15 protein-coding genes are annotated in these 20,382 nt (G+C 68.3%); 12 read left to right on the top strand and 3 right to left on the bottom strand.

Annotated elements, in window-relative coordinates; translation table 11 throughout:
• Window positions 1-27 precede the first annotated feature (27 nt).
• Window positions 28-648: a glutathione S-transferase family protein gene (locus AC1DW0_RS27110; protein WP_477949137.1), complete on the top strand. Its 621-nt coding sequence runs from the start codon at window positions 28-30 to the stop codon at window positions 646-648.
• Window positions 649-690: 42 nt separating this feature from the next.
• On the opposite strand, the gene sppA is transcribed toward AC1DW0_RS27110, so the two are convergent.
• Window positions 691-2,571: a signal peptide peptidase SppA gene (gene sppA / locus AC1DW0_RS27115; RefSeq protein WP_477949139.1), complete on the bottom strand. Its 1,881-nt coding sequence runs from the start codon at window positions 2,569-2,571 to the stop codon at window positions 691-693.
• 344 nt (window positions 2,572-2,915) lie between these two features.
• On the opposite strand from sppA, the gene AC1DW0_RS27120 reads away from it, so the two are divergent.
• On the top strand, window positions 2,916-4,574 hold the full coding sequence (locus AC1DW0_RS27120; RefSeq protein ID WP_477949141.1) for an FMN-binding glutamate synthase family protein: 1,659 nt from the start codon (window positions 2,916-2,918) through the stop codon (window positions 4,572-4,574).
• Between the two features lie 128 nt (window positions 4,575-4,702).
• Window positions 4,703-5,350 (top strand): response regulator, encoded by a 648-nt coding sequence (locus AC1DW0_RS27125; RefSeq protein ID WP_056200213.1) that lies wholly within the window; start codon window positions 4,703-4,705, stop codon window positions 5,348-5,350.
• Here the strand turns inward: AC1DW0_RS27125 and AC1DW0_RS27130 are convergent.
• Window positions 5,347-5,970, bottom strand: coding sequence for a glutathione S-transferase family protein (locus tag AC1DW0_RS27130; RefSeq protein WP_056201274.1), 624 nt, complete (start codon window positions 5,968-5,970; stop codon window positions 5,347-5,349). The genes AC1DW0_RS27125 and AC1DW0_RS27130 overlap by 4 nt on opposite strands.
• A 426-nt stretch (window positions 5,971-6,396) precedes the next feature.
• Between AC1DW0_RS27130 and AC1DW0_RS27135 the strand changes: the two genes are divergently transcribed.
• The 5 genes from AC1DW0_RS27135 (at window position 6,397) to purB (ending at window position 12,341) form a co-directional block, all read left to right on the top strand.
• Entirely contained in the window at window positions 6,397-7,584 is a 1,188-nt protein-coding gene (locus AC1DW0_RS27135; RefSeq protein WP_056200210.1) for a YjgN family protein, read from the top strand.
• A complete protein-coding gene (locus tag AC1DW0_RS27140; RefSeq protein ID WP_056200208.1) occupies window positions 7,584-8,609 on the top strand; it encodes a M48 family metallopeptidase in 1,026 nt (341 codons plus the stop codon). The genes AC1DW0_RS27135 and AC1DW0_RS27140 overlap by 1 nt, the downstream gene beginning before the upstream one ends.
• A gap of 101 nt (window positions 8,610-8,710) precedes the next feature.
• Window positions 8,711-9,886: a YjgN family protein gene (locus AC1DW0_RS27145; RefSeq protein ID WP_477949144.1), complete on the top strand. Its 1,176-nt coding sequence runs from the start codon at window positions 8,711-8,713 to the stop codon at window positions 9,884-9,886.
• Window position 9,887: 1 nt separating this feature from the next.
• Complete coding sequence (locus AC1DW0_RS27150) at window positions 9,888-10,931, top strand: M48 family metallopeptidase (RefSeq protein WP_477949146.1); 1,044 nt, start codon at window positions 9,888-9,890, stop codon at window positions 10,929-10,931.
• 33 nt (window positions 10,932-10,964) lie between these two features.
• Complete coding sequence (gene purB, locus AC1DW0_RS27155) at window positions 10,965-12,341, top strand: adenylosuccinate lyase (protein WP_477949148.1); 1,377 nt, start codon at window positions 10,965-10,967, stop codon at window positions 12,339-12,341.
• A gap of 177 nt (window positions 12,342-12,518) precedes the next feature.
• Here purB and AC1DW0_RS27160 read toward each other — a convergent pair whose 3' ends face one another.
• Entirely contained in the window at window positions 12,519-13,028 is a 510-nt protein-coding gene (locus tag AC1DW0_RS27160) for a GNAT family N-acetyltransferase (protein WP_056200196.1), read from the bottom strand.
• 73 nt (window positions 13,029-13,101) lie between these two features.
• On the opposite strand from AC1DW0_RS27160, the gene AC1DW0_RS27165 reads away from it, so the two are divergent.
• From AC1DW0_RS27165 to AC1DW0_RS27180, 4 genes are read left to right on the top strand one after another with little or no spacing between them, the layout of a single operon-like run.
• Window positions 13,102-15,327 carry a putative bifunctional diguanylate cyclase/phosphodiesterase gene (locus AC1DW0_RS27165; RefSeq protein WP_056200193.1) on the top strand — a complete coding sequence of 742 codons (2,226 nt, stop codon included), beginning with the start codon at window positions 13,102-13,104 and terminating at the stop codon, window positions 15,325-15,327.
• On the top strand, window positions 15,327-16,130 hold the full coding sequence (gene pyrF / locus AC1DW0_RS27170) for an orotidine-5'-phosphate decarboxylase (protein ID WP_457350857.1): 804 nt from the start codon (window positions 15,327-15,329) through the stop codon (window positions 16,128-16,130). Before AC1DW0_RS27165 ends, pyrF begins: the two co-directional genes overlap by 1 nt.
• A 2-nt stretch (window positions 16,131-16,132) precedes the next feature.
• Window positions 16,133-19,546 carry a PAS domain-containing hybrid sensor histidine kinase/response regulator gene (locus AC1DW0_RS27175; protein ID WP_477949151.1) on the top strand — a complete coding sequence of 1,138 codons (3,414 nt, stop codon included), beginning with the start codon at window positions 16,133-16,135 and terminating at the stop codon, window positions 19,544-19,546.
• Between the two features lie 13 nt (window positions 19,547-19,559).
• A complete protein-coding gene (locus tag AC1DW0_RS27180; protein ID WP_457389237.1) occupies window positions 19,560-20,273 on the top strand; it encodes a queuosine precursor transporter in 714 nt (237 codons plus the stop codon).
• Window positions 20,274-20,382 lie beyond the last annotated feature (109 nt).

Consider the following 20,382-nt stretch of genomic DNA (forward strand, 5'->3'; position numbering starts at 1 on the left):
AGCACGCTCGATGAAGGAGTCATGGCAATGTTGACCTTGTACGGCACCAAGGGTTCGGGTTCGGCGGCCATCGAGGCGGCGCTGGCGCGCGCCGGCCTGGCTTACACGACCGTGGACGCAGCCTCGTGGAACCCCGGGCCCGGGCGCGATGAGCTGCTGCGCGTGAATCCGCTGGGGCAGATTCCGACGCTGGTGCTGGCCGACGGCACGGTGCTGACGGAGAGCGCCGCCATCCTCATCCACCTGGGCCTGACGGTGCCGCCGGGGTTGCTGCTGCCCGCCGACGCCAGCGCGCGGGCGCGCGCCATCCGAGGCCTGGTCTATGTGGCGGCCAACTGCTATGCGGCCATCAGCGTCATCGACTACCCCGAGCGCTGGTGCGAGCCCTGCGACGACGCGATGAAGGCGCAGATCCGCGCCGGCACGCGGGCCCGCCTGCACGAGCACTGGCGGCTGTTTGCCGACCAGTTCGAGATCGGCTTCGAGGCCGGCGTGCCCGGCGCGCTGGAGCTGCTGGCCACGGTGGTGTCCAAGTGGTCGGGGTCGCGGCCCTTCCTGCAGGCCGAGCGGCCGAGCTTCTTCGCCCAGTTGCTGCGCGTGGAGCAGCATCCCGAGGTGGCTGCAGTGTTCCAACGCCACTGGCCATGAAGCGGGGGCTGGCAGACGCCGGCCAGTTAATCGGTTCGCAGGTCAGGGAGCACCGCACAGGCAGTGCACGGCGGCGGCCTTGTCCCACTGGCCGCGGGCGGCGAACTGCGACAGATCCTTCAGCATCGCCAGCTCCTCGCGCACCGGCGCGGGCAGGGCGTCCAGGCCCAGCGAGCTGCCGATGGCCGCGGCGATGGACGGCGCCAGTGTGTCGGTCAGCGACGCCAGCAGCCGCTCGCTGCGGCTGAGGTCGCGCTCCACATAAGCCAGGCGCGGCTTCTCGCCCTCCTTGACCTCAAGCTTGGCCAACTGGACGGCCGTCTGCACGGCATCGTCGAAGCTGCCCAGGCGGTCGACGAGGCCGCGCTCCTTGGCTTGCGAGCCCGTCCAGATACGGCCCTGCGCGACGGCATCAATTTTCTCCGGCGTGCTCTTGCGCGCCTGGGCCGCGAGGCTGGTGAAGCGGCCATAGATGTTGTCGATGCTGGCCTGCACGGTGGCCTGCAGGCGCGGGTCCAGAGCGCGGCGCGGGTCGTAGCCGCCGGCCAGCCAGGTCGTCGTGACGCCGCCGGTGTGCAGCGACAGCTTGTCCATCAGCCCTTCGGCGGTGGGCAGCATGCCGAACACGCCGATGCTGCCGGTGATGGTGCCGGCGTCGGCGATGACGGTGTCGCTGGCCATGGAGATCCAATAGCCGCCCGAGGCCGCCACGTCACCCATCGACACGACGACTGGTTTGCCGGCCTTGCGGGTCAGCTCCAGCTCGCGGCGCAGGATCTCGGAGGCGAAGGCGCTGCCGCCCGGCGAGTTCACGCGCAGCACGATGGCCTTGATGGCCTCGTCCTCGCGGGCCTTGCGGATCAGGCGGGCGGTCGAGTCACCGCCGATGCGGCCCGGGCCGGCATCGCCATCGACGATCTCGCCCTCGGCCACGACGATGCCAATGCCGGGCTGCAACTTGTTGGGCGTGCCGGCGTCCTTCACATAGGCCAGGTACTGGTTCAGCGAGATCTGGCGGAAGCTCTTGCTGTCCTCGTCCTTGGCGCCCTTGGCAATGAGCAGTTCGCGCATTTCGTCGCGCGTCTTCAGGCCGTCGACCAGCTTGGCCTGCAGGGCCAGCCTGGCCGTGTCGCCCTGCGTGGCGGCAAGCAGTTGCGGCAGCCCGGCGATGCCCTTGGCGATGCTGCCCGCCTCCAGTTTGCGTGCGGCCTCGATGCTGCCGGTGAAGCCGCTCCACAGCTCGCCATAGACCAGGCCCTCGGACTCCAGCGTCGCGGGGCTGGGGCCATTGGCCGTGTAGGTCTCGGCAAAGTTCTTGTAGGTGCCGACCTTGATGACGTGCGGCGTCACGCCGATGCGGTCCAGCGCGTCCTTGTAGTAGGTGCGGTAGCGGCCAAAGCCTTCGATGCCGACCATGCCCATGGGATGCAGATAGACCTCGCCGGCCTGGGCGGCGAGGAAGTAGCCGCGTTGGCTGTAGCTGTCGGCATAGGCCAGCACCGGCTTGCCGCTTTGCTTGAAGCGCTGCAGCGCGCCGACGACCTCGTGCAGGCCGGCCAGACCTGCGCCTTGCAGCTCCTCGACGTCCAGCAGCAGGGCGCTGATCTTGTCGTCCTTGGCGGCCTGGTCGAGCACGGCGAGCACGTCGCGCAACCGTGTCTGGTGCGGCACGCTCTGGCCGCGGGCCTGGGCGGCCAGCTGCTCGCGGGGGCTGCCGGAAAACTGTTCGACGAGGCTGCCGTCGAGCTTGAGCACCAGCGTCGTCTTGTCGGCCAGCGGCTTGGGACCGCGCGTCATCACGGCGGTGACGAAGATGACGAGGAGCAGCAGCACGAAGAGATTCATCAGTGCGCGGCGCGTGCCGTCAAGCAGCCACCAGGCCTTGGAGAACAGCCAGCCCAGCGTGGAAAAAAAGGACTTCATCGACAGCTACCTTGAGGGTTGATGCGGGCAATTGTGAGGTCAGGAGCCTGAGCGGCAGCGGGCGTGGCCCGCGCCGAGGCGATTTGCGGGGCCAGGCCAGGCGCCGGCGAGGCGTGGGTAGGGACCCACAACGAGCCGGTAACGCCGCATGGCCCCGCAAATCGCTCGGCCCTCCGGGTTGTGACTGGCAAGGGCGCAGGCGTTGTTGCTCGTCGTTGCGGGTACGCACCCGCTGCCTCCTCGCGCCTAGCCTGCGCCCTTGCCAGTCACAACGCGGGCCACGCCCGCTGCCGCTCAGGCTCCTCCGGCCTTAGCATCCGTCGGTCACGGTTTAAGGACCCCTCATGCTTGCCTGGCCCAGCTGGACACGACGCATCAACGAGTATTTCCCGCTGCGCTATCTGACGTGGATGCTGTGCGGCCTGTTCGCGCTGTTCTTCGCCATCGGTTGGATGGGTGGGCTCGTCGACGGCGTGCTGGTCGTCGTCTTCCTGGGCCTGACGTTGCTCGGCCTGCGCGATACCCGCCAGACGCGTCATTCCATTCTGCGCAACTATCCCGTCATCGGCCATCTGCGCTTCCTGCTGGAGTTCATCCGCCCCGAGATCCGCCAGTACTTCCTGGAGGGCGACAACGATGCCGCGCCGTTCTCGCGTGCCCAGCGCTCCATCGTCTACCAGCGCGCCAAGGGCGAGGCCGACCAGCGCCCTTTCGGCACCCAGCTGGACGTCAGCGCGCGCGGCTATGAATGGATCAACCATTCCCTGGCGCCGACCCATCTCACCAGCCACGACTTCCGCATCACCATTGGCGCGGGCCGGGCCCAGCCCTATTCGGCCAGCGTCTTCAACATCTCGGCGATGAGCTTCGGTGCGCTCAGCGCCAACGCCATCCTGGCGCTGAACAAGGGCGCGAAGCTCGGCGGCTTCGCCCACGACACGGGCGAAGGCTCGATCAGCGCCCACCACCGCGTGCATGGCGGCGACCTGATCTGGGAGATTGGTTCGGGTTATTTCGGCTGCCGCAATGACGATGGCAGCTTCAGCCCTGAGCGCTTCGCGGCCGCTGCCCGCGATCCGCAGGTCAAGATGATCGAGCTCAAGCTCAGCCAGGGCGCCAAGCCCGGCCACGGCGGCGTGCTGCCCGGCCCGAAGGTGACGGCGGAGATTGCGGCCGCACGTGGCGTTCCCGAGGGCGTGGCCTGTATCTCACCGGCCCGGCACAGCGCCTTCTCGACACCCATCGAGATGATGCAGTTCATCGACAGGCTGCGCACGCTGTCGGGTGGCAAGCCCACCGGCTTCAAGCTTTGCATCGGCCACCCCTGGGAGTGGTTCGCTGTGTGCAAGGCCATGCTGGAGACCGGCATCACGCCCGACTTCATCGTCGTCGATGGCGCCGAAGGCGGCACGGGCGCCGCGCCGCTGGAGTTCACCAACCATGTCGGCGCGCCGGTTCAGGAGGGCCTGCTGCTCGTGCACAACTCGCTGGTCGGATTGAACCTGCGCGACAAGATCAAGATCGGCTGCGCCGGCAAGGTCACGACCGCCTTCGACCTGGTGCGCCTGATGGCGCTGGGCGCCGACTGGTGCAACGCCGGGCGCGGCTTCATGTTCGCTCTGGGTTGCATCCAGGCCCAGGCCTGCCACACCGGCCATTGCCCGACGGGCGTGACCACGCAGGACCCGGTGCGCCAGCGCGCCATCGTCGTGCCCGACAAGGCCCAGCGCGTCGCCAACTTTCACCAGGGCACGCTGAAGGCGCTGAAGGAACTCGTCGAGGCCGCCGGGCTGTGCCACCCGCAGGAAATCACGGCCCAGCACATCGTGCACCGCCTGGACAAGCACGAGGTCAGGTTGCTGGCCAACCTGCTGCCTTTCGTGGAGCCGGGTTCGCTGCTGCGCGGCGACATGAGGCACAACACCTTCAGGATCTACTGGCCGCTGGCCAGCGCCCACAGCTTTGCGCCCCAGGGGGCCATCGAGCGCACCGCTGCCGCGTGAATTTCGGGCCGGGCGCCTGGCGATCCCCTCCTTGGACGAGGGGCCCGCGCCCGCGGGGGATGGTGCCTACAAATTAGGGGGATGGCGACCAAAACGCGCACAATGCGCAGCGGTTACATCCGCGCATCATGCCCACCGTCTATCTCCTCCGTCTCAGCGAGCCCACGCTGCAGCGCACGCGCTCGCTGCTGCTGCAGGCCGACGGCGTGGAGCTGGCCGGCAGCAGCACCCTGCTGGCCGACGCGCTGGACGAACTCGCCGCGCTGGCGCCCGACATCGTCGCTAGCGACCTGCGCCTGGTCGACAGCCATGCGATGCGTGTCGCCCATGAACTCGGCCGCCTGCCGGTGCGGCCCCAGCTGCTGCTGCTGACGCCGACGGCCGATGACCTGCAGCTGTTCGCCGCGCTGAGTGCCGGCGCCAATGCCTATCACGTGGACGACGGCAGCGGTGCCGGCCTCGTCCAGGCGCTGACTCGCCTGCATGAACGCCGCTCCATGTTCAACCCTCAGCTGGCCCGCCAGGCCCTGGCGGCCTTCGGCATCGAGCGCAGCCCCATCGTCACGGCCCGCCAGGCCGCAGCGCCGCTGGATGCCAGCCCCGCCGGCCGCCAGATCGACCAGGCCAGCCGTCATCTGCTGACGCTGCTGGCGCAAGGCCTGCTACTGGCCGAGATCGCGACGCTGTGGAAGCTGGACGTTGCCGAAATCGAGCGTCGCATCTGGCGCCTGGTGCGTCTGCTGCATGTGCGTTCGCGGGAACTGCTGATCGCCTAGGCCGGCACGGTGTCCGCAAAGCTCTGGCGCTGGGACAGCTTGTCCATGTGGCGAGCCAGATTGGGGTAGTCCTCGCGCCAGTTGATCTCCGGGAAGCGGAATTCCAGCCAGCCCAGGGCGCAACCGACGGAGATGTCGGCGAGCGAGAAATGGTTGCCCGAGCACCAGGCCTTCTCGCCCAGGCCCTGGCTCATCGCGGCCAACGCGGCGTTGACCTTGGTCAGCTGACGGTCAATCCAGGCCGGGCTGCGCTGCTCCGCGGGGCGGTGCGCCCAGGTGCGCTCCAGGCGCACGAGGATGCCGGCATCGACGATGCCGTCGGCCAGGGCCTCCCAGGTGCGCACCTCACAGCGCTCGCGGCCGCGCTCGGGGATCAGCTTGCCCACGGGTGACAGCGTGTCCACGTACTCGACGATGACGCGCGAGTCGAAGACGGCGCCGGTGATCGAATCCTGGCCTTCCATGACCAGGCAGGGCACCTTGCCCAGCGGGTTCATCTTCAGGATGGCGTCGCTGCCCCAGACGTCTTCAAGCACCAACTGGTAATCGAGCTTCTTCTCGGCCATCACGATGCGAACCTTGCGCACGTAAGGGCTGGCGAGAGAACCGATCAACTTCATCGTCATAGGGCAGGCAAGGGGATCACAAGTCGAAACGATTCTAGCGAGCGCTTCTTGGCGGACTGCCCGTGAAAAAGGCCTGTCGGCTGGGGCCGACAGCCACCGCAAGCAGGGGTTGCCAGCAGGGAGGGCGCCCTGCACAGTGCTGCCGCTCAGACACCGGCGCCGTCCCCGGAAGCCGGGACAAAGGACATCCGAGGGAGGATGAATGCTTGATTCCGACACGACCGCGACGACTCGGTCCAGGTCTTTTTCGGCTTCGTTCTCAAGCCACCCGGGCGACGAAGAGCGCATCGCCTTCTTCAGGCAGCCGTAAAAAATCACATCACGGGGCCTGACAAACCAGAGTTGCCAGGCACGCTGGCCACCGCCAAAGTCTCGGCCGGCACGCCGCGCTGAACAGCGGCCCGCTAACAGGGAGATTCCATGCAAGACCTCGACGCCGCGGCCGATGCGGCCCCCGTCGCCACGCCGCCCGCTGCGCCGCGGGTGCTCGACATCCGCTTCACCGGCTCGGGCAGCGAGTATTTCCGCATCTGGTCGGTCAACCTGCTGCTCATCCTCGTCACGCTGGGCCTGTACCTGCCCTTCGCCAAGGCCAGGCGCATCCGCTACTTCTATGCCAACACCCTGGTCGATGGCCAGGCGCTGAGCTTTCATGGCGACCCGTGGAAGATGTTCCGCGGCTTCGTGCTGCTGGTCGTGTTGATGGGTGTCTACAGCGGCGCGGGCCGGCTGTCGCAGCTGGCGGCCTTCATCGCCTTCCTGATCCTGTGCGCCGTCTGGCCGGCCCTGTGGCGGGCCTCGATGCAGTTTCGCCTGGGCAACACCAGCTGGCGCGGCCTGCGCCTGCGCTTCGAGGGGTCGCTGCAAGGGGCCTATCTGGCCTGCGCACCCAGCTATCTGCCGGCCATCGCCATGGTCGCCGGCACCGCACTGATGGCCTCCGCAGACGCAGGCACGGCCAAGGAGATGACGCCCGCGCTGTGGCTGAACGTCGTCGGCCTGCTGGGCATGATGGTCCTGATGCCTTGGTCATTGACCCTGTTCAAGCGCTACCAGCACAACGGCTACCGCATCGCCGGACAGCATGCCCGGCTCAAGCTGTCGGTGGCCAAGGTCTATCTGCTCGGGCTGAAGACCATCGGCGTCTCGTTGCTGCCCATGATCGGTTCCGGCGTGCTGATCGCGTTGTTCGTCGCGCTGGGCAGCACCATGCAGCAGAGCATGGGTCGTGTCGTCAGCATGGCCGCGCTGGGCTTTGGGGTGCTGCTCGCCTACCTGCTGTATTTCGCGGTCGTCATGCCCTACAGCGCCGCACGCATGCAGAACCTGGCCTGGAGCGGCACGCGCAGCGAAGCCTTGCGCTTTCGCAGCACGCTGAGCTTCTCGTCCCTGTTCGGCCTGACGCTGAAGAACTGGCTGCTGACCGGCCTGACCCTGGGCCTGTACCGGCCCTTCGCGGCGATCGCCACGGCGCGGCTGCGCCTGGAGGCCGTCAGCATCGGCTGCGACGAAGACCCGGCCGACTGGGTGGCCGCAGCCCATGCCGGCCACGCCGACGCGACGGGCGACATCGCCGGCGACTTCTTCGGCATCGACATGGGCCTGTGATGGATGCTTCGCCCCGCCTCGCCGCGGACTGGTTTGATGGGCGCAGCGCCCGCGCGCGGCCCATTGAGGTCTGGATGGACGGTGCGACGCTGCACTTCGGTGAGCAGAGCGCGCCGCTGTCAGGCCTGACCTGGCCCGAACGCCAGCGCCATGGCCAGCGCCAGATCCTGCTGCCTGGCGGCGGCCTGCTGAGCTTTGCCGATGCCACGGCCTTTGATGCCTGGGCGAGCGCGTCCGGTCGCAGTGACAGCGCCATCGTGCAGTGGCAGCAGAGCTGGCTGCTGGCGCTGCTGGCGCTGGTGTTGCTGGCGGCGGGCCTGGCAGCGGGTTGGCGCTGGGGACTGCCGTGGGCGGTCGACACCGCCGTCGACGCGCTGCCCCAATCCGCTGAGCGGACCCTGGGCGAGCATTTGTTGAACGGTCTGGACGGCGATTGGCTCAAGCCGAGCGCCCTCAGCGCGGCCCAGCAACAGGTCTGGCAAGACCGTTGGACCAAGGCCATCGCGCGAGCCCACGCCGACGGTGGGCCGGCGGTGCCGGAGCGCTTCGAGATCCATTTCCGCAACGGGGGCAAGGCGCTGGGACCGAATGCGTTTGCGCTGCCCGGCGGCGACATCGTCATCACCGACGAGTTGCTGGAACTGCTGGCCGACGAGCCTGACGCGGTGATGACCGTGCTGGCGCACGAGCTGGGTCACGTGCGTCACCGTCACGGCCTGCGGCTGATGCTGCGGGCGGGTGCGGTCGGCGTCGTCGCCTCGGTCATCGTGGGCGACTTCTCCACGCTGCTTGCCGCGGCGCCGGCCTTGCTGGCGAGCAACGCCTACTCGCGCGACAACGAGCGCGAGGCTGACCTCTACGGCCGCACGCTGGCCCGGGCCGGCGGCGTGGACACCTCGCGCATGGCCGTGTTTTTCGAGCGTCTGGCCAAGAAGCATGCAACGGTGGACAACAACCCGTTGGCCATCGCGATCTCGTCCCACCCCGCAGACGAGGAGCGCATCGCCTTCTTCAGTCAGCGGTGAACAATCACGTCGCGAGCGGAGCTCGTGACGCGCGCCGGCAATGCCACAGTCACGGGCAGCCCGCTGCAGCAGACGGCGGCGCCTTCACCCAGGGAGTTTCCATGCACACCGCCGCAGCCGTCCCGACGACGGCCGATCTGCCCCCGCCCAACACCGAGCCCGCGCCGCGTGTTCTCGAGATCCGCTTCACAGGCTCCGGCAGCGAGTACTTCCGCATCTGGGCCGTCAATCTGCTGCTGATCCTGCTGAGCTGCGGGCTCTACCTGCCGTTCGCCAAGATCAGGCGCATCCGCTACCTCTATGCCAACACGCTGATCGACAGCGAAGCGCTCGCCTTCCACGGCGACGCGTGGAAGATGTTCCGCGGCTTCGTGCTGCTGGCCGTGCTGATGCTCGTCTACACGTTTGCCGGAGAGTTCTCGCCCATGGCGGCGCTGCTGGCCTTCGTGCTGGCGGGTGCCGCCTGGCCGGCACTGTGGCGGGCATCGATGCAGTTCCGCCTCGGCAACACCAGCTGGCGTGGCTTGCGGATGGGCTTTGAGGGTTCGCTGGGCGCGGCCTATCTCGCCTACCTGCCGGTGTTCGTGCCTGCCGCGCTGGCGCTGGCCTGGAGCCTGGAGAGTGAGGGCCCAGGCGGTGGTGTCCTGGCCTGGCTCGGGCTGGCGTTGCAGTTGGTCGCCCTGCTGGCGGCGCCCTGGTCCACGGCGCTGATCAAGCGCTACCAGCACAGCGGCTACCGCATCGCCGGCGAGCACTGCGGCATCCGGCTGCACACCCGCTCGGTCTACTTCATCGGCTTCAAGTCCGTCATGTTGGCGGTGCTGATGCTGGTGGTCGTCTCGATATGCGCTTTCGCCCTGGGCAGCCTGCTGGGGCTGGCCACCACCGGCAAGATCGACGCCAAGGGTAGCAGCACCTACGCCGGGTTTGCCTGGGCGGGGATGGTCTACCTGTTCGTCGGCAGCGTCGTGCTGCCCTACTACGCCTCGCGCATCCAGAACCTCGTCTGGGGCAATACCCACAGCGCGTCCCTGCGCTTTCGCAGCGAACTCTCCGGCCTGAGGGGGCTGACGCTGAAGAACTGGCTGCTGATCGTCGCCACGCTGGGCCTGTACCGGCCCTTCGCCGTCATCGCCACCATGCGGCTGCGGCTGGAGTCGGTGAGCATCGAGAGCAGCACGGACCCGGCCACATGGGTGGCGCCTGCCGGGACTGAGCGCACCGACGCCAGCGGCGAGGTGGCGGGAGATTTCTTCGGCATGGACGTGGGGCTCTGACATGAGCGCATCGACTTTCATCACCGGCCGTTGGTTCGACGGCCAATGCGGCATGGCCCAGCCCGTCGAGGTGAGCCTCCACAACGGCGCGCTGCGCTTCGGCGACCGCGCCACCCCGCTGGATCAGGTGCAATGGCCCGAGCGGATGCGCCATGGCCAAAGGCAGATCCTGCTGCGCGGCGCGGGTGTGATCAGCTTCCCCGATGCCGCCGCCTTCGACGCCTGGGCCGACAGCGTCGGCCAACTGCCGGGCCTCGTCGCGCGCTGGCAACTCAGCTGGCATCTGGCGCTGATGTCTCTGGCCTTGCTCACGGTGCTGCTCGCTGCTGGTTGGCGCTGGGGCCTGCCCTGGGCCAGCGACCGCCTCGTCGAGCGCGTGCCCCTCAGCGCCGAGCAGCCAATCGGCGAGCAGGCCATGGCGCTGATCGACAGGCAGATGGTGCGACCCACCCAGCTCAGCGAGGCAGAGCAGCAGGCCTGGCGCCAGCGCTTCGAGCGCATGCTGACCACGGCGCGCGCCGCCGGCATGCGCGACCTGCCTGAGCACTGGCAGCTGCATTTCCGGCGCACCACCCCTGCGCTGGGACCCAATGCCTTTGCGCTGCCCGGCGAGCAAATGTGCGTGACCGACGAACTCCTCGAAATGCTGAAGGGCGAGCCCGACGCGGTGCTGACCATCCTCGCCCACGAGGCCGGCCATGTCAGGCACCGCCACGGCCTGCGCATGGGCTTGCGCGCGGGCGTCACGGCCGCCGTCACGGCGTTGTGGCTGGGCGACTATTCCAGCCTGCTCAATGGTCTGCCCCTCGCGTTGCTCACCAAAGGCTACTCACGCGACTACGAGCGCGAAGCTGACGCCTTTGCCCGCGAACTGGCCAGCCGGGGCGGTGTCGACCCGGCGCGCATCGCTGTCTTCTTCGAACGCATCCGCGAAAAGTATGGCGGTGCCGAGAGCCCTTTGGCCATTGCGTTCAGCTCCCATCCTGGCGACAGTGAGCGCATCGCCTTCTTCAAGGCCGAAGGCCCCGCAGCCCCCAAAAACTAGAATCGCGGGTTTTCCACGCTCCGCCGGCCCGCCATGACAACGTCCGAATACTCCGCCATCAGCGCCCTCTCGCCGCTGGACGGCCGCTACGCCGCCAAGGTGGCCGCCCTGCGCCCGCTGCTGTCCGAGTACGGCCTGATGCACCGCCGCGTGCAGGTCGAGGTGGAGTGGTTCATCGCGCTGTCGGACGCCGGCTTCAAGGAGTTCAAGCCGCTGTCGTCATCCGCCCGCTCGCGCCTGCGCCGGCTCGTCAAGAAGTTCAGCGAGGCCGATGCCGAAGAGATCAAGGCCATCGAGCGCACGACCAACCACGACGTGAAGGCGGTGGAGTACTGGATCAAGCGCAGCTTCGAGGGCCAGCCCGAACTGCTGGCGGCGAGTGAGTTCGTCCACTTCGCCTGCACCAGCGAGGACATCAACAACACCAGCCACGCGTTGATGCTGAAGGCGGCGCGCGATGAGGTCATGCTGCCTGCGCTGGACGGCATCATCGAGAAGCTGCGTGGCATGGCCCACCAGTTCGCGGCCGTGCCGATGCTGAGCCGCACGCACGGCCAGACGGCCAGCCCGACGACGGTTGGCAAGGAGATCGCCAACGTCGTGGCCCGCCTGCAGACGGCGCGCGCGCGCATCGTGGCGGTCAAGCCGCTGGCCAAGATGAACGGCGCGGTCGGCAACTTCAACGCCCACCTGTCGGCCTGGCCCAAGCACGACTGGGAAGCCTTCTCCAAGGGCGTCATCGAGAAGCAGCTCAAGCTGAGCTTCAACCCGTACACGATCCAGATCGAGCCGCACGACTACATGGCCGAGCTGTTCGACGCGTTCACGCGCGCCAACACCATCCTGATCGACTGGTCGCGCGACGTCTGGGGCTATATCTCGCTGGGCTACTTCAAGCAGCGCACCAAGGCCGGCGAGATCGGCAGCTCGACGATGCCGCACAAGGTCAACCCCATCGACTTCGAGAACGCGGAAGGCAACTTCGGCCTGGCCAGCGCGGTGCTGACGCATCTGAGCCAGAAGCTGCCGGTGAGCCGCTGGCAGCGCGACCTGACCGACTCCACCGTGCTGCGCAACATGGGCGTGGGCCTGGGCTATGCACTGCTGGGCTATGACTCGCTGGCCAAGGGACTGGGCAAGCTGGAGGTCAATGAGGCCGCGCTGGCCGACGATCTCGACGCCGCCTGGGAAGTGCTGGCCGAGCCCATCCAGACCGTCATGCGCCGCTTCGGCCTGCCCAACCCCTACGAGCAGCTCAAGGAGCTGACGCGCGGCAAGGCCATCACGCAGGAATCCATCCGCGCCTTCATCGAAGGCCTGGACCTGCCCAAGGCCGAGAAGGCCCGGTTGCTGAAGATGACGCCGGGCAGCTACACCGGCCTGGCGCAAGACCTGGCGAAGCGAATCTAATGGCTTTGCGGGACAGACCGAGCGAGCGCAAGCGAGTAGCTCTGTCCCCAACTGATTAGGGAAGCTTTGCGGGACAGACCGAGCGAGCGCAAGCGAGTAGCTCTGTCCCCAACTGATTAGGGAAGCTTTGCGGGACAGACCGAGCGAGCGCAAGCGAGCCGCTCTGTCCCCAACTGGCTAGAGAGCCAAGCGGAACACCCTCGAGAGATCGTTGTAGCCCTCGAGCTGTTCCTGGCCCTGCTCGATGAAGCCCAGCTTGCCCAGCAGGGCCACGCTGGGCGTGTTGTCAACGGCCGTGATGGCCATCAGCACCGGCCAGCCCAGCGCCGCCTTCGCATGCGCCACGCAGGCCTGCGCCGCCTCCAGCGCGTAGCCATTGCCTTCATGCTCGGCCAGCAGCGCATAGCCGAGGTCGGGCTCGGGCAGGGCGGGGCGCTTGAACAGGCCGCACATGCCCACAAGCACGCCGTCGGTGCGCCGCTCCAGGGCCCAGAAGCCGTGGCCGAGCTCCCGGTAGGCCTTGAACAGCCGCCCCTCGGCCCAGGCCAGGGCGTCATCGACGGTGCGCACGCCGGGGTTGTTGATGTTGCGGATCCAGCCCGGTTCGTTGACCAGGCGGAGCAGGAAGGGCGCGTCTAGCGGTGTGAATTCACGCAGCGACAGGCGTTCGGTATCCAGGATATGCATGAGGTCAGACAATAACCGGTCATGCTCCAATTCCTGCCCGCCCACCGGACCCCTGCCGCCGTATAGCCCGTTCATGAGCTTCGCGCCCGACTCCAGCGACAACCCCGCGCTCAGCCAGGCTTTGCGCGAACTGGATGTCATCCTGGCCAACGCGGGCGTCGGCGTTGTCTTCGTGAAGGCGCGCACCCTGGTGCGCTGCAACCAGCGCTACGCCGAGATCTTCGGTTTTGACAGCCCGGATGCGGCCGTTGGCACCAGCAGCCTGGAGTTGTACGAGAGCGAGCAGGACGCCCGCAGCCTGGGCGCCCGGGCCTACCCGGTGCTGGCCGCCGGTGAAACCTTCCGCGACGAGCAGTTGATGCGGCGCCAGAACGGCGAGCTGTTCTGGGCCCATCTGACGGGCCGCCTCATCCATGCCGACGATCCGGCCGATGGCTCGATCTGGATCGTCGATGACATCCACGAGCGCAAGCTGGCCGATGCCACGCTGCAGGACCTGCACGCCGAGCAGCAGCTCATCTTCGACCACGCCATGGTCGGCATCGTCTTCCTGCGCGGCCGCCGCGTGACGCGCTGCAACCGCGCCTTCGAGCAACTGTTCGGCTATGCGCCGGGCGAGCTCGACGGCCAGTTGTCGCGCGCCTGGTACCTGACCGACGAGGACTGGAAGGCCGCTGGCGACGCCTGCTACGCGCCGCTGGCGCGCGGCGACGCCTTCCACGCCGAGATGCTGCTCGCCCGCAAGGACGGCACCTCCATCTACTGCGAGGTGCGCAGCAAGGCCATTGACCGCAGCGACCTGTCGCGCGGCTCGATCTGGATCACCCAGGACATCACCGCCCGCAAGCAGGCCGAGCTGGAGCTGGTGCAGGCCAAGGCCCAGCTTGAGGCCCTGGTGGTGCAGCGCACCGAGCAGCTCAGCCAGACCGTCGCAGCCCTGGAGCTCAAGATTGCCGAGCAGCAGGCGGCGGAGGCACGCGCCGAGCGCCTGGCCCTGTTCGACGGCCTGACCGGCCTGCCCAACCGCCACCTGCTGGCCGACCGCGCCAGCCAGGCCATCGACATCGCGCGCCGCGGCGACGAGCCGCTGGCCGTGCTTTTCCTGGACCTGGACCACTTCAAGAACGTCAACGACTCCCTCGGCCACCGCGTCGGCGACAGCCTGCTGACCCAGCTCGCCTCACGGCTGCGTGGCGCGGTGCGCGAGCAGGACACCGTGGCCCGCATGGGTGGCGATGAGTTCGTGCTGGTGCTGCCGCTGACCGACATCGCTGGCGCCGCCCACCTGGCCACCAAGCTGATGGCGCTGGCCAGCGCGCCCTTTCACGTCGAGCAGCAGGAGCTGACCGTCACGCCGTCCATGGGCATCGCGATGTTCCCGACCGACGGCGACGACTTCGACACGCTGTGCAAATGCGCCGACGCGGCCATGTACCGCGCCAAGCGCGACGGCCGCAACGCCTACCGCTTCTTCACCAGCGAGATGCAGGCCCAGTCGGCCCGTGCCCTGCAGTTGGAGAACGCGCTGCGCCGCGCCCAGGAACGCAACCAGCTCAGCCTGCATTACCAGCCGCAGTTCTCGCTGGATGCCGATGGCGACAGCACCATCGTCGGCGCCGAAGCCCTGCTGCGCTGGAACCATCCCGAGCTGGGCTGGGTCTCGCCGGCCGAGTTCATCCCGGTGGCCGAGACCTCAGGCCTGATCCTGCCGATCGGCGAATGGGTGCTGCGTGAAGCGCTGTCGCAGCTGCGTCGCTGGGATGCCGCCGGCCTGCCCGGGCTGACGATGGCCGTCAACCTGTCGGCCGTGCAGTTCCGCCATGACGACCTGCCCGAGCTCGTTGGCCGCGTGCTGGACGAGGTCGGCATGCCGGCCGGGCGCCTGGAGCTGGAGCTGACGGAGGGCGCCGCCATGGACAACCCGGCCGTCGCCATCACCGTCATGAACGAACTGCATGCCCGCGGCGTGCATCTGTCCATCGACGACTTCGGCACCGGCTACTCATCGCTGAGCTATCTGAAGAAGTTCCGCGTCAGCAAGCTCAAGATCGACCAGTCCTTCGTGCGCGACCTGACCGACGACGCCGAAGACCGCGCCATCGTCGACGCCGTCATCCGCATGGCCGGCGCCCTGGGCCTGCAGACCCTGGCCGAGGGTGTCGAGACCGAGGGCCAGCTCGCCTTCCTGCGCCGCCAGGGCTGCCATGCCGTGCAGGGCTATCTGTTCAGCCGGCCGCTGCCGGCCGAGGCCTTTGCAGAATTCGTCCTTGCCCGAACCCTTCCCATTTCCGCCTACTGATGACCTTCGTCGCCCAGCTCCAAGCCCTGACTCCCCAATCGCGCCTTTGCGTCGGCCTCGATCCCGAGCCGTCCAAGCTGCCGGGCGCCTGGGCCGGCGACGCGTCGAAGTTCTATGACTTCTGCGCGGCAATCGTCGACGCGACCAAGGACCTCGTCTGTGCCTTCAAGCCGCAGATCGCCTACTTCGCCGCCCACGGTGCCGAAGGGCAGCTCGAGCGCCTCATCTCGCACATCCACGAGGTCGCGCCCGGCGTGCCCGTCATCCTCGACGCCAAGCGTGGCGACATCGGCTCCACCGCCGAGCAATACGCCCGCGAGGCCTTCGTGCGCTACCAGGCCGACGCCGTCACGCTGTCGCCCTTCATGGGCTTCGATTCCGTCGAACCCTATCTCGCCTACGAAGGCAAGGGCGCCATCCTGCTGTGCCGCACCTCCAACAAGGGTGGCGACGACTGGCAGATGCAGCGCCTGGCCGACGTGCCCGGCCAGCCGCGGCTGTTCGAGCATCTGGCCCATCTGGCCGAGACGCAGTGGAACCGCAATGGCCAGCTCGGCCTTGTCGTGGGCGCCACCTACCCTGGCGAGATCGCCCGTGTGCGCGAGCTCGCACCGACGCTGCCGCTGCTGGTGCCGGGCGTTGGCGCACAGGGTGGCGATGCGGCAGCCGTCGTGCAGGCCGCGGGCCGCAGTGCGCCGCTGGTCGTGAACTCCTCGCGCGCCATCCTCTACGCCAGCAGCGGTGCCGATTTCGCCGAGCGCGCCCGTGCCGTGGCCGAAGCCACCAGATTGGCGCTCGCCTGAACATGGTGCGGACCGGCGAAGAACTCAGCAGCCTCGTCGGGCACGCCGAACCGCCCGAGCAGCAGCGGGAACGATTGCAAACCAGCATGCGCTGGCAGGCCTCGCTGGTCTTCCTGATGGCTTGCGGCCCGGTCTTCGTGCCGGTGGCCGCGCTGCTGTGGCTCACGCGCCAGCGCGGTGAATGGCTGGACGGCTGGCCGCCGGTGGCGCTGGCGCTGCTGATTTCGGTGCTGGCCCTGCTGCGCCTGGTCGTGCTCTCGCGCGCGCCGCGCCGCAAGGAACAGCCTCTCATCACGCTGGGCATGATGGCGCTGGTACTGGCCCTGCCGGTGGCCGCTGCCGTGTCGCGCGACCTGGGCCTGTGGTCGCTGTGCCTGCCGCTGATGAGTCTGGTCGTCGCCTTCGCCACGGGATTGCTGGGCCTGTTTGCCGGCGCCGTGCTGACGTTGCTGGGCGCCGTCGCGCTGGCGGGCCTTGGCGCCGGCGAGGCACTGGGCTGGGTCACGCATCCCATGGGGGCGTCCAGCCTCGTGCTGCGTGTCATCGTGCAGTTCGGCCTGCTGGGCTCGGGCCTGGTGGCCGGCCTGGGCCTGTTGAGGATGGTCAAGCGCTCGCTGGCCGAGGCCGACGAGCGCACGGCGCGTTTCCGCGGCCTGCTGGGCATGGCCGTGGACTGGTACTGGGAGATGGACCGCGAGTTCCGCTTCACCCATGTCGCCGAGGAAAGGCCCGGCACCTCGGGCCTGGACCTCAATTCACGCCTGGGCAAGACCCCGTGGGAAATCGACGGCATGGGCCTGTCCGATGACGAGCTCGACGCTCACCGCGCCGATCTCGAATCGCACCGACCCTTCCATGGCATGGTGGCGCGACGCGTCGGCATGGACGGCAGCGCGCGCTGGGTCTCCATCAGCGGCGAACCGCGCTTTGACGCGCAGGGCAACTTCCGCGGCTATTGGGGCGTGGGCCGTGACGTGACGGGCGAAGTGGCCGCCGAGCAGACCGTGCAGGCGACCGAGACGCGCTACCGCGAGTTGTTTCGCCGCTCGCCCAGCCCGCTGGTTCTGCACCGCTGGGGCCGCGTCGTCGACGCCAATCCGGCGGCCATGGCGATGTTCGGCTACGCGCAGCGCTCCAGCATGATCGGGCAGGACCTGTTCAGCCATTACGAGCCCGGCGACGACGAGACCGCCCGCCAGCAGGCCGCGCGGCTCGAAGGCATGGCCCCAGGCGCGATGCAGCCCATGGCTGAGTACCGGCTGCGCACGCTGTCGCGGCGGCGCCGCCTGGTGCAGGCCACCAGCGTGCGTGTCGAGACCGCCTCGGGTCCGGCCACGCTGACCTTCTTCACCGACCAGACCGAGCAGAGCCGCGCCCAGGACGCGCTGCGCCGCTCGGAGGGCCTGCTGTCGCACCTGGTGGCCACCAGCCCCGACGTCATCACGCTGACCGAGGCCGAGAGCGGCCGCTATGCGATGGTCAACAAGGCCTTCGAAAGCTTGACCGGCTGGAGCAATTCCGAGGTGCTGGGCCGCACGGCCGAGGACATCGGCATCTGGCACAACGCCGCCGACCGCACCGCCATCCGCGAGGCCATCCACCGCGACGGCCTCGCCAACAACGTGCCCATCAGCTTCCGCCGCAAGGACGGCAGCGCCGTCTCCATGCTGGTGTCGGTCGCGCCTTTCGAGATGGACGGGCAGAACTACCTCGTGCTGTATGCGCGCGACGTGAGCGAGAGCGAGCGCACCCGCCTCGTGCATGGCGCCATCCTGGAGAACGCGTCCATCGGCATTGCCCTCACGCGCGACCAGCAGTTCGTGCTGGCCAACCCGCGCGTGGAGGCCATGTTCGGCTGGGAGCGCGGCGCGTTGATCGGCCAGCATGGCAGCGTCGTCTGGCCCGGCGTCGAGGAGTGGCAGGCCGTGGGCCGCGACCTCGGGCCGCAGCTCGCGGGCGGCCAGCAGGTCGAGGCCGAGCGCATCATGCGCCGCCGCGACGGCTCCACCTTCCTGGCCCGCCTGCTCGCCCAGGCCGTCGACCCGGCCCACCCGAGCCGCGGCGGCACGATCTGGATCATCGAGGACGTCACCGAGCGCCGCCGCGTCGAGCAGCAGCTTGCCCACGCCAAGGACGAGGCCCAGGCCGCCAGCCGCGCCAAGAGCGCCTTCCTGGCCAACACCAGCCATGAGATCCGCACACCGCTCAACGGCCTGCTCGGCCTGGGCCGCCTGGCCCAGCAGCCCGACCTCTCCGACCAGCAGCGGCGCGACTACCTCAACCAGATGATGGACAGCGCCGAAAGCCTGTCCGGGCTGATCTCCGACATCCTGGACCTGTCCAAGATCGAGGCCGGGCGGCTGACGCTGGAGAGCCAGCCGTTCTCGCTGCGCGAGCTGCTCGCCTCCATCCGCCTGGCCTACCTCACGCTGGCCCAGGCGCGCGGCCTGACCTTCGCCGTCGAGATCGACCCAGCCCTGCCGAGCTGGGTCTTCGGCGACCCGCTGCGCACGCGCCAGATCCTGTCCAACTACCTGACCAATGCGCTGAAGTTCACCGAGACCGGCGGCGTCACGGTCAGCGTCAAGGCCCTGCCCGCCAACGCGCGCGGCAGCGCCGGCGAGTGGGTGCACATCGAGGTGCGCGACACCGGCCCCGGCATCGCGACCGAACAGCAGGGCCGGCTCTTCCAGCCTTTCACCCAGGCCGACGAGTCGACGACGCGACGCTTCGGTGGCACGGGCCTGGGCCTGTCCATCTGCCGCGAACTCGCCATGCTGATGGGCGGCGAAGTCGGCGTCAACAGCGCCCCGGGCGAGGGCTCGGCCTTCTGGGCCGAACTGCCCCTGCCCGCCGCGCCGGCGCCCATGGCCCACCAGCCGCGCGAGACGCGTGCCCAGAGCGCGACCCATGAGGCCCTGCATGGCCGGCGCGTGCTGATCGCCGAGGACCACCCGGTCAACATGCTGATCGCCGTGGCTCAGCTGGAGCAATGGGGCATGGAGGTCGCCCAGGCCAGCGACGGCCGCCAGGCCATCGAGGCCGTGCTGGCCGCGGCCAGCGTCGGCAAGCCCTTCGACATCGTGCTGATGGACGTGCAGATGCCCGTCATGGGCGGGCACGACGCCACCCGCGAACTGCGCAAGCACTTCTCGGCCGCCGAGCTGCCCATCGTTGCGCTGACGGCGGCGGCCCTGATCTCGGAGCGCGACGATGCCTTCGCCGCCGGCATGAACGACTTCCTGACCAAGCCGATCGACACGCCCAAGCTGCATCAGACCTTGCTGAGACTGGCCCACCCCCTACCGGCTTCGCCGGCCCCCTCGAGGGGGCGCTCCACGCAGCCCGGCGAAGCCGGTTCTGCGGGAGCCACTGGAGGGGCGGGCACACTACGTGGCCCTGTGAACACCGATTGAAAGCGCCATTGCCATGAACTCTGCAGCGCCCCGCAGCTTCAAGTACTACGACTTGATCATGGCGGCCTTTGTCTGCGTGCTGCTGTGCTCCAACCTGATCGGTGCGGCCAAGGCGGCCCAGCTGACCTTGCCGGTCATCGGCACGGTCACCTTCGGCGCCGACCTGTTCTTCTTCCCGATCAGCTACATCTTTGGCGACATCCTGACCGAGGTCTACGGCTACGGCCGCGACCGCCGCGTCGTCTGGGCCGGCTTTGGCGCCCTGGTGTTCTCGGCCTTCATGGCCTTTGTCGTCGTCAACCTGCCGCCGGCGCAGAACGACTTCATGGCGGCCTACCAGCCGCATCTTGACGCCGTGTTCGGCAACACCTGGCGCATCGTCGCGGGTTCGATGATCGCCTTTGCCTGCGGCAGCTTTGCCAACAGCTTCGTGCTGGCCAAGATGAAGATCGCGACGCAGGGCCGCATGCTGTGGGCACGCATCGTCGGCTCCACGGTGGTTGGCCAACTGGTCGACACGGGTGTCTTCTTCCTGATCGCCTTCTACGGCATCTGGCCCAACGACCAGCTCTTCGCCGTCATCGTCACGCAGTACCTGTTCAAGACCATCTGGGAGGCCGTCATGTACCCGCTGACTGCCAAGGTCGTCGCCTTCCTGAAGCGCGCCGAAGGTGAAGACCATTACGACCGCGGCACCAACTTCAACCCGTTCTCGATAAAAGTGTGAGCCCCTCGCCCGGTCCCCCTGGAGGACGGCGATGCTTGCCGGATCGACCGGCAAGCACATCGTCAGACGGGCCGGCTTGGTGAACTGGAGCCGGACACAAGCAGTCCCT

It is taken from the genome of Roseateles sp. P4_D2, assembly GCF_056401875.1.